At 45.2% G+C, this 17,319-nt stretch carries 17 protein-coding genes; 6 read left to right on the forward strand and 11 right to left on the reverse strand.

The window, feature by feature from the left end:
• The first annotated feature begins 3 nt into the window (after positions 1-3).
• Positions 4-468 carry a methyltransferase family protein gene (locus BSQ33_RS00125; protein ID WP_021020456.1) on the forward strand — a complete coding sequence of 155 codons (465 nt, stop codon included), beginning with the start codon at positions 4-6 and terminating at the stop codon, positions 466-468.
• A gap of 104 nt (positions 469-572) precedes the next feature.
• Here BSQ33_RS00125 and BSQ33_RS00130 read toward each other — a convergent pair whose 3' ends face one another.
• The 3 genes from BSQ33_RS00130 to yeiP form a co-directional block, all read right to left on the reverse strand.
• Positions 573-1,301, reverse strand: a complete 729-nt coding sequence (locus tag BSQ33_RS00130) for a DUF3581 domain-containing protein (RefSeq protein ID WP_021020455.1) — start codon at positions 1,299-1,301, stop codon at positions 573-575.
• A 391-nt stretch (positions 1,302-1,692) separates the two neighbouring features.
• The gene (locus BSQ33_RS00135) at positions 1,693-2,013 is read right to left on the reverse strand and encodes an HI1450 family dsDNA-mimic protein (RefSeq protein WP_021020454.1); all 321 of its coding nucleotides are present in this window, start codon (positions 2,011-2,013) and stop codon (positions 1,693-1,695) included.
• A gap of 5 nt (positions 2,014-2,018) precedes the next feature.
• Positions 2,019-2,585: an elongation factor P-like protein YeiP gene (yeiP, locus tag BSQ33_RS00140; RefSeq protein ID WP_021020453.1), complete on the reverse strand. Its 567-nt coding sequence runs from the start codon at positions 2,583-2,585 to the stop codon at positions 2,019-2,021.
• A gap of 276 nt (positions 2,586-2,861) precedes the next feature.
• Between yeiP and BSQ33_RS00145 the strand changes: the two genes are divergently transcribed.
• Entirely contained in the window at positions 2,862-3,632 is a 771-nt protein-coding gene (locus BSQ33_RS00145; RefSeq protein ID WP_088132842.1) for a nucleotidyltransferase domain-containing protein, read from the forward strand.
• 90 nt (positions 3,633-3,722) lie between these two features.
• On the opposite strand, the gene BSQ33_RS00150 is transcribed toward BSQ33_RS00145, so the two are convergent.
• The gene (locus BSQ33_RS00150) at positions 3,723-6,134 is read right to left on the reverse strand and encodes a DNA polymerase II (protein WP_088132843.1); all 2,412 of its coding nucleotides are present in this window, start codon (positions 6,132-6,134) and stop codon (positions 3,723-3,725) included.
• A 150-nt stretch (positions 6,135-6,284) separates the two neighbouring features.
• Between BSQ33_RS00150 and BSQ33_RS00155 the strand changes: the two genes are divergently transcribed.
• The 4 genes from BSQ33_RS00155 (at position 6,285) to pgsA (ending at position 10,052) form a co-directional block, all read left to right on the forward strand.
• The gene (locus BSQ33_RS00155; RefSeq protein WP_021020450.1) at positions 6,285-6,581 is read left to right on the forward strand and encodes a hypothetical protein; all 297 of its coding nucleotides are present in this window, start codon (positions 6,285-6,287) and stop codon (positions 6,579-6,581) included.
• A gap of 391 nt (positions 6,582-6,972) precedes the next feature.
• Entirely contained in the window at positions 6,973-7,617 is a 645-nt protein-coding gene (gene uvrY / locus BSQ33_RS00160) for a UvrY/SirA/GacA family response regulator transcription factor (protein WP_027694205.1), read from the forward strand.
• Entirely contained in the window at positions 7,617-9,449 is a 1,833-nt protein-coding gene (uvrC, locus tag BSQ33_RS00165; RefSeq protein ID WP_088132844.1) for an excinuclease ABC subunit UvrC, read from the forward strand. The genes uvrY and uvrC overlap by 1 nt, the downstream gene beginning before the upstream one ends.
• Before the next feature lie 45 nt (positions 9,450-9,494).
• Entirely contained in the window at positions 9,495-10,052 is a 558-nt protein-coding gene (pgsA, locus tag BSQ33_RS00170) for a CDP-diacylglycerol--glycerol-3-phosphate 3-phosphatidyltransferase (protein WP_021020447.1), read from the forward strand.
• Positions 10,053-10,355: 303 nt separating this feature from the next.
• On the opposite strand, the gene BSQ33_RS00175 is transcribed toward pgsA, so the two are convergent.
• The 7 genes from BSQ33_RS00175 to sapA form a co-directional block, all read right to left on the reverse strand.
• On the reverse strand, positions 10,356-11,156 hold the full coding sequence (locus BSQ33_RS00175) for an ABC transporter permease (protein ID WP_088132845.1): 801 nt from the start codon (positions 11,154-11,156) through the stop codon (positions 10,356-10,358).
• A 97-nt stretch (positions 11,157-11,253) separates the two neighbouring features.
• The gene (locus BSQ33_RS00180) at positions 11,254-12,039 is read right to left on the reverse strand and encodes a DUF2927 domain-containing protein (RefSeq protein ID WP_021020445.1); all 786 of its coding nucleotides are present in this window, start codon (positions 12,037-12,039) and stop codon (positions 11,254-11,256) included.
• A 1-nt stretch (position 12,040) separates the two neighbouring features.
• Positions 12,041-12,838: an ATP-binding cassette domain-containing protein gene (locus tag BSQ33_RS00185; protein ID WP_021020444.1), complete on the reverse strand. Its 798-nt coding sequence runs from the start codon at positions 12,836-12,838 to the stop codon at positions 12,041-12,043.
• Positions 12,835-13,830, reverse strand: a complete 996-nt coding sequence (locus tag BSQ33_RS00190; protein WP_021020443.1) for an oligopeptide/dipeptide ABC transporter ATP-binding protein — start codon at positions 13,828-13,830, stop codon at positions 12,835-12,837. The genes BSQ33_RS00185 and BSQ33_RS00190 overlap by 4 nt, the downstream gene beginning before the upstream one ends.
• A complete protein-coding gene (locus BSQ33_RS00195; RefSeq protein WP_021020442.1) occupies positions 13,830-14,717 on the reverse strand; it encodes an ABC transporter permease subunit in 888 nt (295 codons plus the stop codon). Before BSQ33_RS00195 ends, BSQ33_RS00190 begins: the two co-directional genes overlap by 1 nt.
• Complete coding sequence (locus tag BSQ33_RS00200; protein ID WP_021020441.1) at positions 14,704-15,666, reverse strand: ABC transporter permease; 963 nt, start codon at positions 15,664-15,666, stop codon at positions 14,704-14,706. Before BSQ33_RS00200 ends, BSQ33_RS00195 begins: the two co-directional genes overlap by 14 nt.
• Positions 15,666-17,288: an ABC transporter substrate-binding protein SapA gene (gene sapA / locus BSQ33_RS00205; protein WP_021020440.1), complete on the reverse strand. Its 1,623-nt coding sequence runs from the start codon at positions 17,286-17,288 to the stop codon at positions 15,666-15,668. The genes BSQ33_RS00200 and sapA overlap by 1 nt, the downstream gene beginning before the upstream one ends.
• Positions 17,289-17,319: the final 31 nt, after the last annotated feature.

Consider the following 17,319-nt stretch of genomic DNA (forward strand, 5'->3'; position numbering starts at 1 on the left):
ACTGTGAACTATCGTTTAGCATTAAAAGTGCCACCCGTGATTATATTTGTGATCGCGCTGATAATGATTCATTTGGGCAATTGGTGGCTGCCGGGTAACGCGGTTGAATTACCGTTTCGCTGGGGAGTCGTTATCGGGTGTATCGTATTGTCTGGTTGGCTGGGGTTATCAGCCTTATTCACGTTTTACCGGGCTAAAACAACGGTCAATCCGGTGAATCCTGAGTTGGCCGCAACGGTAGTCAAACACGGTGTTTTTCGATTTTCCCGTAATCCGATGTATCTGGGGCTGGTACTGATTTTGATCGCAGATGTGTATTGGTTGGGAAGTTTCACCGGGCTGATTTGTATCATCGGATTCGTGATGTATATGACGTATTTTCAGATTATGCCTGAAGAGCGGATATTAGCGTCGCGCTTTGGGGAATCCTATCAAGCATATCAGCGGCAGGTTCGGCGCTGGTTGTGATGTGATATTGTTGAACCATGTATCAGAAGAGTAAAAACCGCTGTGGAACACAGCGGTTTTTTTATGTCTTTATCAGGTGTTTCGACTGGCTGGTGGGGTGGTCTTTAGGCTGCCTGGCCTGCTATCCGCGCTTGAAATGCATTTTTGAGTTCATGAAACCGAGCAACCAGATTATCAATGGCGTTGTCGTCGTATGGGCGTAATCCGCTGGCGACGAGGCGTTTAGTTCCCTGTCCGACGATTTGATTTTCATTGATAAAATTAAAATGCAGCGTCACGAGACCGCGCTTTCCATCGACATCGAATGTGGTATGACTGAGTTCGACTGTCGGGTGTGTCAGATTCAGATGTGTGAATTGGGCTTCCATACTTTCATACATGATCAATGGACGGTCACAGTTAATCATCACATTTTTATCTTTCATCAGAGGGACAAGCAGGTGAGGAAAGTTCATGCCAGAGAAACGAGCATAACTGGTTACGAAATGTTCGATGAAGGCATCGTCGTGGCTCACTTCACCATCGCGGTTCATATGCAAGTATTCCTTGCCGTTTTCGTCAACGACGGCACTCTCTTTGCCTGCCATATTTTCAATATGCAATGGTGTTTGGTCACCGACCATACCAGAAAATTTAAATTTCATATTCTGGCTAATCCCAGCTTTTTTCAACAGTACCGCAAAAAGTAAGTCACCGGGCACACAAAAACGTTTGTTATCCTCGTCATGAATAGGATTGAAATCACCGGCAACTTTTTTAGCAAAATGACTTGCTTGCTGACGCGTGAACTGAAATTGATGGTTATTGCTTGAGAAATAAGGATTTAGGAACATATTTAATAGTAAGCAGTCAAAACTGACAGGAATTATATACGATTTTTAGCAAAAAGATGGTCTATCCAGATAAAAAATAAATATAGACCACGAGAATATATCCGCGGGTAGTTTAGTTGGTCAGGTTATGGGTGTCAATATTTTGTCAATTTCTTTGATTTAATTATCAATTTTTAAATGATGCATGATAGGCATAAGTTTTCTGATAAAAGATTAATTGCATCATGTGTCGTATCAAGGAAGAAAATCGGCGCATGTCAGGGGGGAGACGATAAGTGCCATGCTGTGAATATCACTGGGACAGCATAATCAAAATGACATGCGTGACACCAATAAACCACAGCCTCCGAATTGGAAACTGTGGTTTGATGTCTTGTTTAGCGGCTGTTGCTTAGTCTCTTTTCCAGAAAATATGACAAAACTTATGTTCCGGATCCCGACTAATCAACATGCGGGCGAAAACATCATCTAAAGTGTCATTCTCTTCGTTGACGAGGCCAATATTAACTTCAGCGTAGGTTTCTTTATCGACCTCGAAACCAACTTGGTTGCTCCAGTCATCTTTAACATCAACCAACTCGGCAGCACCGCGATCATCAAATTGTGCCGTGAACAGAATGATATCGGCTGGTTCGAGATTATCCGGCGCCATTTCGAGAAAGATATCATAGGCTGTATCGATGGCATCATCGTAAGAAATGAGTTCATTCATTTGCGCTATGCTCGGTTCATGAATTTACGTTCGGTGGTGTTGATAACAACACGATCGCCTGTGGCGATATATTCCGGCACCTGAACCACTAAGCCAGTTGCGAAGTGGGCTGGTTTGGTTCTTGCCGAGGCTGACGCCCCTTTGATTGAAGGATCCGTCTCTTCTATCACCAACTCAACGGATGACGGCAGATCTAAGGCAACAACTTGCTGATTGACGAGCACAACATACAGCCCTTGCGTCTCTTCATTGATGAAGAGTAGCTCGTCAGCAATGTCATCTTGTTTGAATGTGTATTGGGTAAAATCTTCGGTATCCATGAAGATATATTCATCACCATCGATATACGAGAAACTGATGGGGCGTTTGGTCATATCAACGGTTTCAAGAACATCATCGGATTTAAAGCGTTCATCGACCCGTGTTCCCGTCGTTAAATCAGTGCAGCGGAACTTATAGATTTTTGCGCCGCCACGACCACCGGGTGTTGTAATTTCAATATCTTTCACCAGCAGCATTTTGCCATTGGTATCGATGACAAAGCCTTTTTTAATTTCACTTGCCTTCGGCATTGCTTTTCCTTACATGGATTGATTTGAGAAAAGCCGATTATATACTGACTCAAGTGCGTTGATCATCTCTTGTTCTCTTCTTTTGGGATAAACGTGTCTCTGTGAGACCTTCAGACAGATTGAGTTTCAAGGGGAGGAGGAATCAGACATCAGAAAAACATGGGCACTCTCTTTGATAATATCTTTTACAACAATATCTTTTCGCGTAATGATTCGTGTATGATAGCGAAGCTTTTTAGCTGTATTTTTGAGTTTTTATGATGACATATTCCGGTTATGCAATTACCAGTGATTAATCCGAACATTCCTTTTCAGTCGCAGTATCAACCCGTTGTCAGCTCGCTTATTGCTTACTTAAAGGCTGGCCTGAAAGATAATTTGCACAGTGTCTATGTTTACGGCAGTGTTGCTCGAAAAACTGCTTGTCCGGGGCGTTCAAATATCGATGTTATCGTCGTGACGCATCGACATTTTGAGGATCAGAAAACCACGATTTTCAATACACTACGCTGGCGTTTTAAAAAGGACTATCCGTTTGTCACCGATGTGTCGATTGAAACGGCATTGGTTGAAGAGGTGGCCTCTCTCGATAGCCTTTTTTCATGGGGGTTTCTGCTGCGCCATTGTTCTGTCTGTGTCTATGGCCCGGATTTAGCCGAATGTTTCGGTCATTATGAGCCGAGCTGGGAAATTGCCAAGTTCTGGAATATGGATATTGCGGATTGGGTGAGTTATTACCGAGATAAGATCGCGAAATCAAATAACCCGGACGAGCAGGTGAAAGCCCAGCAGAGTATTGCTAAGAAATTACTTCGCGCGAGCTATTCTCTGGTGATGTATCGCGATAAACAGTGGATTGATGATCCCGTGAGTTGCGGAGAGCAGTTTCTTCACTACCATCCTGAGCGACAAACCGATATTGAACGATTGGGGATATTACTGAAAACACAGCGCGCTATCCCAAAACGTTCCGTCATTGGCCTGCTGGACGACTATGGACAGTGGTTGGTCAAGCAGTATCAGAAAACCGAATTCCGCATTGGTTGACGATTCTACATTGGCGGATGAGTTGCCAAGGTTCAATGTTGTTTTAACTCAATGTTGTTTTAACCAAATGCCTTTTTAAATAAATGCCGCTTAGAACAGTCCTAATTGAGGTCGGGTCAAATCATCAAACCGATAGCCGATAAACGGTAGAATTGCATCCGCGACGGGGCGGAGTTGCTTATCAATATAGTGCTGGTAATCCAGTTGACTGGACTGATAGGCGACGGGTTCCGGACCATTTAAGGTGATGACGTATTCGATGACGCCTTTGTTTTGGTATTGTAACGGTTTTCCCCGCTGTTGATTGATGTCGTCTGCCATCCGGGCCGCACGTACTTGCGGTGGGATGTTTTTCTGATATTCATGGAGTTTGCGACGCAGCCGTTTACGATAGATCAGCTCTTGGTCGTATTGACCGGCAAGGGTTTCGGCCACCAGTTCGCGAATATAGTCACAGGGATTCTCTCCGTGAAATACGCGCAGGTACAGTTGCTGCTGAAAACGTTTGGCGAGTCCAGTCCAGTCGGTTCTGGCACTCTCCAGCCCTTTAAAAATCAGCTGTTCTCCATCATCTGTCTGAATTAATCCCGCATAACGTTTTTTGGAGCCGGTATCGGCACCGCGGATCGTTGGCATCAGAAATTTGATGTAATGGGTCTCATATTCGATTTCAAGAAAGCTATTCAGCCGATAGTTTTCCCATAAATGGGTTTTCCACCACTGATTTACCGAAGCAACGAGTTGTTGACCGATGCGGTCGGCATCATGCTGCGCATAGGCTTTGCCTAACGCTACAAATGTAGAGTCAGTGTCACCATAAATCACCTGATGGCCTTGCGCTTCAATCAGTACTTTGGTCTGCTTCATGATTTCATGGCCGCGCATGGTAATGCTGGATGCCAGCCGTGTATCGAAAAACCGACAACCCGCAGAGCCCAGAACACCGTAAAATGAGTTCATGATGATCTTGATGGCTTGAGAGAAGGCTTTTTCCTGGTTTTTTTTCGCTTCATCTCTGGCAGCCCACAGCGTTTCGATCATCTGTGGCAGAAAATGTCGGGTACGGTGAAATTGCCCGCCACGAAATCCGGGCACAGCCTGATGCGCTTCAGCACCGACGTCGAGTTTCAGCCCTTCTATCAGCCCCAATGGATCAATCAAGAAAGAGCGAATGATGGAAGGGTAAAGGCTTTTAAAATCGAGTACGAGCACTGAGTCATAGAGATTGGGGAGTGAGTCCATCACATAGCCGCCCGGACTGGCCTGCCAGTGGTCGGCACTCAGGTTGGGAGCGACATAACCAGCCCGATGAAGTTGCGGCAGATAAAGGTTCGTGAAGGAAGCCACTGAACCACCGATTCGATCCAGCTCGATACCGGTGAGGCGTGAGCGTTGGATGACAAAATCGAGGAGGTGGGTCTTGGCAAAAATGCGGTTCACTAACTGACAGTCTTTGAGGTTGTAAACTGCCAGACGGACTTTATCATGGCGAAACATGGTGTTGATTTCTTCCATCCGATCATCGACTTGATGGATAGCTTTTCCCTCGTTGAGCAAGGTCCGCGATACGGATTCCAGTGACCAGGAGGGGAATTGATAGGTTGCCGTTTTTAACGTATCGATACCATCGAGAACAACACGTCCGGGAATCGTGACAAATCCTTGTTGAGATTGGTTAGACGTTCTGAAATAACTACTTTGGTGGTTTCGCCCCAGCATTAGTTTCAGGTGATGTTTTTCTGCCCGGCGATGCAATAGACGGAAATCGAAATCAATCACGTTCCAGCCGATAATGATGTCCGGATCATAGGTGTGAAACCAGTGCACCATCGCCAATAGCAGTGCTCGCTCATTTTCAACCCATTGAATCACCGGGATGTCATCAGATTGAACGGCGGGAGAGCAACACGCCGCAGATGAAGTTTCATCTGTTTGTGGCTCACCAATCATGATCACCCGGGAATCCATTTCACTATCAAGTCCAATCGAGTACAAATGTCCTTTTTCCGAACATTCGAGATCCAGAGAAACAACATTGAGTGTGGGTAAAAAGTCACCATGACGGCACTTGGCATCTTGAACGGTCGTGATATGACCATGCTTGGTTATTTGACCGGTGAATTCAAAACTTCCTCGGATAAAGCGTTCCATCAAATAGCGCTCAGCCAGTTTGATATCACTTTCAAGCACTTCAATTGTTTCCTGACGACAGAGTTCGTGGATATGGGCTGCTTCTTGTAGTGTGCGGGTATAACAAGCAGCCAGCGGCTCATGATCAAAACTTTTGAGTGGCAGTGATTTTAATTCAGCGGTGATACCCATCTGAGTTAATTTCTGGGCCATATATTTGGATTTCGTGGTCGGGATGAAACAGACAGGTTTCTCGTGATGGATTAAGATTTGAGTTGGCCCCTCAGGCGTTGCTGCCCAAAGTTCTATCTGTGTTGTGCCGTTTATATCCCGGGCATGGCGGGTTAAAAGAAAACCTTTCCGGAGCGTCAAGCTTGGCTACTCATTTTGTTATTTATAGTCACAATAATTTCATCAATTAATCTAATCCAGATCAATCTTCATTATCGTTTTATCGGTAAAATTTGGTGCGTATTCTACACTAAATAAGGATGTCTGATATCAGCATGTCTGGAGGATCTTATGATCACTATACACAGAGATTACTTATTAGTTCATCGCGGAAGCAAAGATCACGCTCATGTGAAGGTCAATCCTGTTGGTCATATCGACATTGAGTTGAACTCATGTCAAGCGTGTTACCATTCCGCATTTGATGATGTCCATTTTGAGAAGACGGGTCAAAAAACCAAACTGACTGGGAATCATCATTCATCTTCGCCTTGGCAGGTGATGTTGTCTGATAACGATGCTAAAGAGCTTAATCATTTGATTGAAGAAGCCAATGAAGTTTATGAAGCATTGATGCGAGATCTGTAGTTAGCGGTGACTCGTCAGATAAGAATGATATTTCCTGAAAATTTGTAAATTGGATTGATGCGCCAGGAGGGGAGCTGATAAAGTGACCTGTTCAAGGCGTTTTTTTTTGAATGTTCACTGATGATGATGTTTATTTCGTACACGTGTCATGCTGTAAGCTCCTTATTATCAACTGGTTTTTGCTTATTTTTTGAGCCAGATTAGCTGTCACAGAGACAAGATTTTGAGGTCGCTTAGATTAACGTGCCGAGAGACAAAGAAGTGCTTGCCAAAGCGATTGTTTGGGCTCATAGTCAGGGAATAGTGAAGGTTTTGGGTGAGGCACAGTTGTGCCTGCCTGATCGTGTTGAACCAATTGGGTGCTGAGCCAATTGATTGTGGAGATGCAAGTTTGATTAGCGTATTCCTTGTAGATGATCATGAGCTGGTTCGCACAGGGATTCGACGTATTATTGAAGACGTCCGTGGCATGAGCGTAGCAGGGGAAGCTGATAGCGGTGAACAAGCGGTAAAATGGTGTCGTAATAACCATGTTGATGTTGTTTTAATGGACATGAATATGCCGGGAATCGGCGGTCTTGAAGCAACGAAAAAGATACTGCGTTATAATCCGGATATTCGTATCATTGTACTGACGATACATACGGAAAATCCATTTCCGACCAAAGTGATGCAGGCCGGTGCGGCTGGGTATTTGTCCAAAGGTGCAGGACCGGATGAAATGGTGAACGCCATTCGTGTTGTCCATAGTGGTCAACGCTATATATCACCTGAAATTGCGCAGCAAATGGCACTCAGTCAGTTTTCACCTGCGTCTGAAAATCCGTTTGCCGATTTATCGGAACGTGAATTGCAGATCATGATGATGATCACCAAAGGGCAGAAAGTCACTGACATCTCAGAACAGCTGAATTTAAGTCCGAAAACCGTTAACAGTTATCGCTATCGCCTGTTTGCCAAGCTGGATATCAACGGTGATGTCGAGTTAACCCATTTAGCGATACGACATGGAATGCTGGATACTGAGACGTTGTAGTGACTCAAGCATTTGACCCTTCTTCTTTTTTAGCAACTGTAACCAATCAGCCTGGTGTTTATCGGATGTATAATGCCGAGGCTGAGGTGATTTATGTTGGTAAAGCGAAAGATCTTAAAAAACGGTTATCCAGTTACTTTCGTAAGACGTTGGATAACGAAAAGACTAAAGCGTTAGTCAGTCATATTGCCAGAATAGATGTGACGGTGACGCATACCGAAACTGAAGCGCTCATTCTGGAGCACAATTACATCAAGCAATACATGCCTAAGTACAATGTACTATTGCGTGATGATAAGTCTTATCCTTATATTTTTGTCAGTGCTCACAAGCATCCGAGAGTGTCGGTATACCGTGGGGCAAAAAAGAGAAAGGGAGAGTATTTCGGCCCTTATCCTGATGCCGGTGCCGTTCGTGAAACGCTGCATTTAATTCAGAAAATATTCCCTGTTCGACAATGTGAAGATTCGGTCTATGGTCATCGGACTCGTCCTTGTCTGATGTATCAGATTGGTCGTTGTGCCGGTCCGTGTGTTTCGGATTTGATTTCGGATCAGTCCTATCAAGAGTTGGTCGATGACTTGCGTTTGTTTTTACGTGGTAAAGATCAACAGGTTGTTGCAATGCTGGTGGACAGAATGACCGCTGCCAGTGAGGCGTTACGTTTTGAAGATGCAGCGAAATACCGCGATCAGATTCAGGCGATTCGCCGCATTCAGGAGCAGCAATTCGTGTCGGCCGATAGCTTGGACGATATTGATGTGCTGGGATTCTCGCAGGAAAATGGCCTAGCATGTATTCATGTATTAATGATTCGGCAGGGGAAAATTCTCGGCAGCCGAAGCTTTTTCCCTAAAATTCCTGGCAATACCACGCACGAAGAAGTGTTTGAAAGCTTCCTCAAACAGTATTATCTCTCTCATAACGAGTCGCGAACACTGCCGACTAAAGTGATTGTGAATCGGGGATTGCTGGAGGATATTCAAGTTTTTCAGGCACTATTGACGGAGATGGCCGGGCGAAAAGTACAGTTTTTTGTCGAACCATCCGGCGTGCGCGGGCGATACCTGAAGTTGGCGAATACCAATGCCCAGACTGCGATTACCACTCGTCAGAATCATCGTATGACGATTTTACAACGGGTCAAAGCACTTCAGGATGAATTAGAGATGGAGCAGATTCAACGGATGGAATGTTTTGATATCTCCCATACGATGGGGGAAAGCACCATCGCATCCTGTGTCGTGTTTAATCAGGACGGTCCGGTTAAGCAGGAATATCGTCGTTATAATATCACCGGTATTACTGGTGGAGATGATTATGCCGCGATGGGGCAGGTTCTCGAACGTCGTTATTCAAAGCAGATCGACGTCGATAAAATTCCGGATATTATCTTCATTGATGGGGGTAAAGGTCAGCTATCTCGTGCACATCAGATTGTATCGCGCTACTGGGATGATTGGCCAAAGCGGCCTTTATTGATGGGCATCGCCAAAGGTGTGACCCGTAAACCCGGGCTGGAAACCTTGCTGACTGTTGAAGGCGATGAATTTCATCTGGCGAATGATGCGCCGGCATTGCATTTAATTCAACACATCCGCGACGAAAGTCATAACCATGCGATTAGTGGTCACCGTAATAAGCGTGGTAAAACTCGGCGAACCAGTGCTCTGGAAGGTATTGAAGGAATCGGACCGAAACGACGTCAGGCGCTGTTGCAGTTTATGGGTGGATTACAAGAACTCAAACGTGCCAGTGTTGAAGAAATCGCCAAAGTTCCGGGTATCAGCCGATCTTTGGCAGAAAATATCCATCAAGCATTGAAACAATAGCGAAAATACAGCAACATAACTGCGCAAACAATAAGAGCGAAGCATATGCGTTTAAATATCCCCAATATATTGTCCCTGATTCGACTTTTCCTTATTCCGGTATTCGTTGTCGCTTTTTATTTGCCTTACAGCTGGTCTTCTTTTGCTGCGGCAGTGGTGTTCTGGGTTGCCGGTATTACTGACTGGCTTGATGGAATGCTCGCGAGAAAATTACAACAAACCTCTCGTTTCGGTGCATTTATCGACCCGGTTGCAGATAAAGTTTTGGTTGCGACGGCATTGATCTTGATTACAGAACATTTCCACAGCATCTGGATTACCATTCCTGCTGTGACCATGATTGCCAGAGAAATCATCATTTCGGCGCTGCGGGAATGGATGGCAGAGATTGGTAAGCGTGCCAGTGTCGCGGTATCTTGGATTGGTAAAGTGAAAACCATGACACAGATGTTTGCGTTGCTCGCATTAATTTGGCGCTATGATGACTGGATGATCTGGTTAGGATATATCTCAATTTATGTCGCAACGATTTTGACTTACTGGTCGATGTGGCAATATTTGCTCGCGGCTAAAGATGATCTTCTGAGTGAAGAAAATCACTGATAGCACGTCATTTTCGATGATGAACCCTGATATGGCTAGTTTCATATCAGGGTTTTTTAATGAGTTTCTGTAACCTATTGAATTTTATTAATTCACTATACAGTAATTCAGCTTTGTTCAATAACATATCCTGAATAAAGTAATGTTTTCTCATATGTTCGAGCATTACCCTCGACGAACACCGTCGCACTTATCCACAAAATCTGTGGATAAGATGTTTTAAAGGCAGTGAGTAACAATAACATTTTGATTTAAAAAACGAACGTGCACAAAAAAGAACATTTTTTGCACAATTTTAGCACGTTAGTCAGTTGGGCTTTTCTTGAACTGAACCAAGACCTTACCTTCCTTCGTCAGTACGGCTTTCAGCATATATTCTATCGATAGTGCAAGAGAAATATTCAGCACCACGAAAATCGCAATCATAATCATAAACTGGTATTTGGCGGCGATAAATGGTGAAGCGCCACCTAAAATCTGTCCCGTCATCATTCCCGGTAAAGTGACCAAGCCAATACTTGCCATAGACGCTAAAATCGGGGCATTCGCTTTTTGTATTGCATTTTGAATAAATGGCCGTGATGCATAGCGGGGAGATGCGCCCAAAGATATTGCGGCTTCGTATTCACTGCGGCGGTCGTGATAGGCTGTAAATAGATTTTGCAGGGCAACGATATTGCCACTCAGTGTATTTCCCATCAGCATGCCAGCCAAAGGGATCATGTATTGAGTATTGTAAAAGGGCACCGGTTGAACCATCAAAAGGCACAGTACAGCTAACATAGGCAGTAAGCCAATCATCATTCCTGCCATCAGAGGAATGATTAACCGGCGTTTCGGCAAATGGGCTTTTGATAGAATGGCGCTCGCACCAACCCCGATGATCAGGCATAGCCAGCAGGCATTGACCACAAGACTGTTCAGTGCGAATAAATATTCCAAGTACACACCGACTAAACAGAGTTGTAGCCCCATTCGGCACACAGAGATAATGATCTCTTTGCTGATCATCAATCGGTATCGGAAACTGATCGCGATAGGAATAAGCAGTGTCAGGCTAAATATTGCCAACTGCCACCAAGAAATATCAATGACGCTTTTCATTACAGGCGGTTAAATTGAGGGACGGAATGTTTACTCTATCTGAATTTGGGGGATAACCACAACTAGAATCAATGATGGCTAACTTTCATCATGACGTTTACTGGCCAAACTGCTCGATGATTGGGGCGCGCTTGGATTGAGATAAAGCTTGCTTGAGTTTTCCTTGCTGTTGATATTGCAATAGTAACTGTTTGAGAGGTTGTTGAAGCGCTGAGGTGGTCATGCCGGGTTGAAGGGTTGGCTCGTAGAGAAGTTCCAGTAGAACGATGTCCAAAGGTGATAGAAAATCATCGGGGGTTTTATCATTAAATATGGAAGGATAAGCCTGTTCCGAGTCATTGAATAATCCCAGTGCCTGGGTTGATTCTTCAATAATACATCCGAGCAGTTTACCGTGAGAGCGAGCTTGGTCGACAGGAATAACCACGGTTGCATGCCGGATTTCATGGCTGTCGGGATCAAGCTTTACGCCGAACATACAAACGGATCCATAAGTATTTTTTAAGGCTTTTTCTCCGAGCTCGGTACGAATAATCTTGCGCCACTGAGACTGACGGGTAAAGTACCAAATAAAATTGGCATCAGCACGTTGATTCACTATCGTGATAGGGATATGTGTCAGTTGTTCAAGATGAGTCAAATGGAGCCGGGCCATCTTTTCATGTAACGCTTGAGCACCAACATCATGCTTAAACCACACGCGAATCGGGTGAGTCCACTTAGCGAGACGCGGTGTTTTTACCGATGTAAATTCGTACTCAAGGGCGACATGAAAGAAAGCATTCTGAATAAACGCCGGACGTTCCCATGTCGGTAATTCAGCGAGCGCTGCGTTGCTGAGGCTCATGGTTATCATTAACCAGCCCAGCAGTCGCCACTGCATATTAATCTTCCGTCCCGAACTCTGGGATGCGACTGAAGTGACTTTCGATCATGCGCTGTGTGATGATGTGTTGCGGATTCGACAGAACCTTTTCAGTATAACCGGATTCAACCACCTTACCTTCGTGCATGACGATGACTTTATCGGTAATGTGCTTAATCACGCCAAGGTGCTGAGAAACATAGACGAAAGACACGCCCATTTCCTCCTGTAACTCCATCAATAGATTAATGATTTGCGAGCGCATTGCCATATCCAGACCATTTAATGCCTCATCGGCAACAATGATTGATGGCTGTAAAATCAGGGCTCTGGCGAGACACACCCGCTGTTTTTGTCCTGTTGCCAGCATTTGAGGATAAAAATAGGCATGTTCGGGGAGAAGCCCCACCCGTAATAAAGTATCTTTCACCCGTTTCAGGCGCGCCTCGGGTAACATTTCTGTATTCCGTTTCAGCGGCCCTTCCAAAATGCGTCCAATCTGAATTTTCGGATTCAGTGATGTATTTGGATCCTGAAAAATCATGCGGATGAGCTTACACCGGGTCGCATAATCTTTATGCTCCAGACGTTCGCCATTCACCCGAATTTCTCCCGTTGTCGGTTCGACCATACCTGATAACATCCGAGCAAGCGTTGACTTGCCCGAACCGTTCTGGCCGATGAATCCAATGGTTTGACCGACTTCCAGTGTAAAATCTACCGATTCAACAGCATGATGAACTTTTTTCTTAAATAAGCTGGGACGGGTAGTAAAAGTTTTCGATAAATCAGAAACTTCTAACAGAGGAATCGTCATTGGGTCTCTTCCATATTCAGCGGATAGTGGCAGGAGTATTTATGATTTTTAATCCAACGGCTTTTCGGCATTTCAACACATTGGCGTTGTGCATAGGGGCATCTTGGGCCGAGCCGACAACCAATCGGTAAATGTTGCAATGGTGGAATAGACCCCGGCAGTGAGTTTAACTTCTGCTTATGGGGGATGGATGAACTGAAATCTGGCATGGCTGTGAGTAAAGCGACAGTATACGGGTGTTTTGGTGTGGCCAAAATATTATTGGTCATCGCCGACTCGATTGACTGCCCGCAGTACATTACCGTGATACGATGTGCCCATTGTGTAATGGTGGTCAGGTCGTGCCCGATCAATAGGATTGTGGTGTTATTGACCTGATTCATCCGGCTTAACAGGCGCAGTATTTGCGACTGTGTGATTGGGTCGAGGTCATTGGTTGGCTCATCAGCTATCAGTAGTTTGGGTTGTGTGGCAATCGCCATTGCGATCATCACTTTCTGACATTCACCATCGGTAATTTCATAGGGATAGCTTTTTAAAATACGCTGGTGATCTTTAATCCCCACTTTATGCAGCAAAGCAATGGCTTGTTTTTTACGCCATGAAAACCGTTGCCACCATGACCCTTTAAATGTATGGGACGGGATGGCTTCGATTAACTGTTTACCCACCTCATCTGAGGGATCAAGGCACGTTGACGGTTCCTGAAAGATCATGGCGATATCGCGGGCAATCACACGCCGACGCTCTCGTGGGGTCAGTTGCAGCAAATCGATATTGCCCAGCCGCATCCGATCGGCAGTAATACGCCAGTTCTCTTTACACACACCGACAATGGCTTTGGCAACCAGACTTTTACCTGAACCTGATTCACCCACCAAACCACGAATTTCACCTTCACCCATGGTCAGGCTGATGCGATCAACCGCTTTGACGAGCCCTTGTGGTGTATCGATTTCAATCGTCAGATGACGAATATCCAGCATTGGCATTATTCGACCCCCTCGTTGAGTGATTGACGAGCCCCTTCACCCACAAGGTTGACAATAATAACGGTAAACATAATTGTCAATCCGGGCAGAACCACAGTCCAAGGCGCGAGATAAAGTAGTTCTACGGAGTCTCCCAGAATTGCGCCCCATTCAGAAGTGAATGACTGAGCCCCTAGTCCTAGAAAACCAAGTGAGGTGATATCTAAGATGGCAACCGTCATTGCAAAGTTAATCTCTAATACGATGGTCGATAAAATATTGGGTAAAATCGAGTACCACAGCAGGTAAATGTCTTTTGCGCCGTCCAGTCTGGCGGCCAAGATGTAATCTTTGCCGACTTCATTGTGGACTGCGGTATAGGCGGAGCGAATAAAGCGGGGAATCAGAGCCAGCCCGATTGCCAGTAGAATATTGGATTCGCCAACCCCAAGAATCGCAACAAAAATAATAGCGAGCAGGAGGGATGGGATCGACATGATGGTGTCCATCAAGTGATTCAGAATACTCGAAAGCAATCCGGAGGTCATGCCTGCCGCGATACCGATAACCGAACCGACACATGTGGCAAATATGGTCAGGAGTACGGCATTACCAAAAGAATGCCGTGTCCCTTCAATTAAGCGGGATAGAATATCCCGGCCAAGATCATCGGTACCAAAAAAGTATTCGACCGAGCCTGCCGGATCCCAAGACGGAGGAACAAGTAAATGACTGGTATGTGCCTGTGCATCATGTGGGGCGATCCAAGGGGCAAACACAGTAATGAGGATTAGAGCCAGCAGACACCATAGACCGAACATTGCCAGATTATTATGACGAAAACTCCGCCAGAATCGTTCAAATGGGGTGGGGATATGCTCTTCTTGATAGATATTATTTGTTAGCATACCAAGCTTTCCTTACGAACGGGTTGATCAGGGCGCCAAGTAAATCAGATAAAACGTTTGCGGTAAGCACCAGTGTTGAGACTGAAATCACGCCGGCCTGAATTGAAACTAAGTCTTCATTGGCTAAAGCATCCAGCAGCCACCTGCCGATTCCCGGCCAGTTAAAGATTGATTCGGTGATAATCGCAAACGTCAGCATGGTCGAGAGTTGAACCCCGAATTTCGGAATAATCGGCGGAATTGCATTGCGAAGCACATGTTCCCTGATGATTTGATACTGCGAGAGGCCGCGAATTCTCGCTACCCGAATATAGTTCTGATTCATGACGTCTGCTACGGATGTCCGCATTAATCGAATGACTTGTGTGGTCGGAGCCAGCGCCAGCACGGTGCAGGGGAGAATCAGATGGGAAATTACGCTTTGTAGAATCTGAGGGCGGTAAACACTTTTTGACAGAAAAGCGTCAATCAGTGCAAATCCTGTCACATGCTTAATATTATAAAGCAGGTCATAACGACCGGAGACCGGGAAAATTTCGTAATTGAGTGAGAAGACCAGCAACAGCATCAGCGCGATCCAATAAATGGGTGCTGAGTAGCCACACATTGACACAAAGGAAATGACGGTATCGATCCACTTTCCTTGTTTCATCCCCGCGATTGTCCCGATGGGGATACCGATGGTTAATGAAATCAGAAAAGCAAATAGACACAGTTCAAGGGTGGCCGGGAACACGATCACTAATTCATCGATGACAGGGGTGCCGGAGCGGTTGACGCCAAAATTAAGCTGACTAATTTCCGACACATAAGTGAACCATCCTTGCCAAAAATTCTCGAGTGCCCAGTGGGAGTAAGGATCAAATCTGAGAATGCTGTATCCGATCAACGTTAAAATCAATAAGGTGATGATAAAAAGATTAAATTTACGGATTGTATAGAGAAGCATTATTTTATCCTCTCAACCATATTGAAAGGCTGCACATTAAATGGACTCAGCTGAAAACCAGTCAATGAATCATTATATGCTTTAAATTGCATTCCGTGGGCAATCGGAATCACTGGGAATTCTTGATTAATGATATTTTGTGCCTGCTTGTAAAGATTGAGTCGATAACGATGACGGTCAACTTCTAATGCCAGATTCAGCAGAAAATCAAAATCTTCATTACACCATTTGGACAGATTGATGCCTTCTCCTCTCGCATCACAGGAGAGAATTGGGCGCAGGAAACTATCCGGATCGCCTGTTCGCCCTGACCAACCGGTCAGATATAAGTCAACGTCGGCATAATCGGAGCGATTTTGTCGGTCAATCCGCTCTTCAGGGATGAGGTGTAACTTAATGCCTATATCTTTCAGGTTTGCTTGAATGAGCTCTGCGGTTTTCCGTGGACTCGGATTATAAGCAGTCGGTTCGAGCGGAACCAACATGGAGAGCTCTAATCCGTTACTGAAGCCGGCATCCCGTAACAGTCCGAGTGCATAACTGTGATCATAACGTACCTGAACAGCATCCTTTTGATAGGCCCAAGAGGTCGGGGGCAAAATGTTATAGGCAATCCTGCCGGTGCCATAATAAACAGAATCTAAAATATTTTGTCGGTTTATCGCAAAACTCAATGCTTTGCGTACACGAGGATCACTGATCGCCGGGTGAGTTGTATTTACTGCGATAAAAGACACATTCATGGCAGGCGTCGAGCTGAGTGAAATATGCTTTTGCTGTTCGATGATCGGAATCTGGCTCGAGATTGGCGTACTGAGGACGTCGCATTCATTTCGCAGCAATTTTGCCAGCGTGCCGGTACCGCGCTGGGCAATATCAAACACAACCTGCTGCATTTTCGGCAGACCTTTCCAGTAAAGTGGATGCCTTTTCAGTCTGATAAAGTCGCTCACCTGCATTTCATCAAGATAAAAAGGCCCCGTCCCGACGGGATGGGTGTCAATCATTGACTTTTCATCAGCGTAAATCAGTTGATCAGCGTATTCTTTTGAGAGAATCACCGCATGTGTGGTAGAGATATTTGCCAGAAAGCTATTGTCGGGGCGTCGTAATGTGAACTGGACGGTATAGGGATCCAGTGCATCAACACTTTTGACCAGATGTTTGAAGTTAATACCGGCAAACCACGGATAGCGACTGTTACCGACATTGTGAAATGGATTGTAGGAGCTGAGGATCCGATCAAAGCTAAATACGACATCGTCAGCATTCAGGTTACGCGATGGGCTAAACCATTTCGTCTGCTGAAAAGCCACATGATGACGGAGATGGAACGTATATACCGTACCTTGTTCATTGACTGTCCAGCGCTCCGCCAGATTCGGTGAAGGGCGCTGTGTTTCAGGATCCAGAACAAGCAACGTGTCATAAATTTGGGGGCCGAGGGATTCAGCAGTAATGCCGCTATCAACCAGTTGAGGGTTAAACGTATCCGGTGTTCCCTGCCCACAGTAGACGAAGCCTGTCTGTCTGATTTCGCTATGATCGGTATTCTGGTCATTACAGCCTGTTAAGAGTCCCAGACCGCAGAAACTCAAGGTGAGTTTTATCAGTATTTTCATTTTAAAAGCGAATATATGAAACGAGGCTCTC

This window comes from Vibrio gazogenes, assembly GCF_002196515.1.
In the GTDB taxonomy this organism is placed as follows: domain Bacteria; phylum Pseudomonadota; class Gammaproteobacteria; order Enterobacterales; family Vibrionaceae; genus Vibrio; species Vibrio gazogenes_A.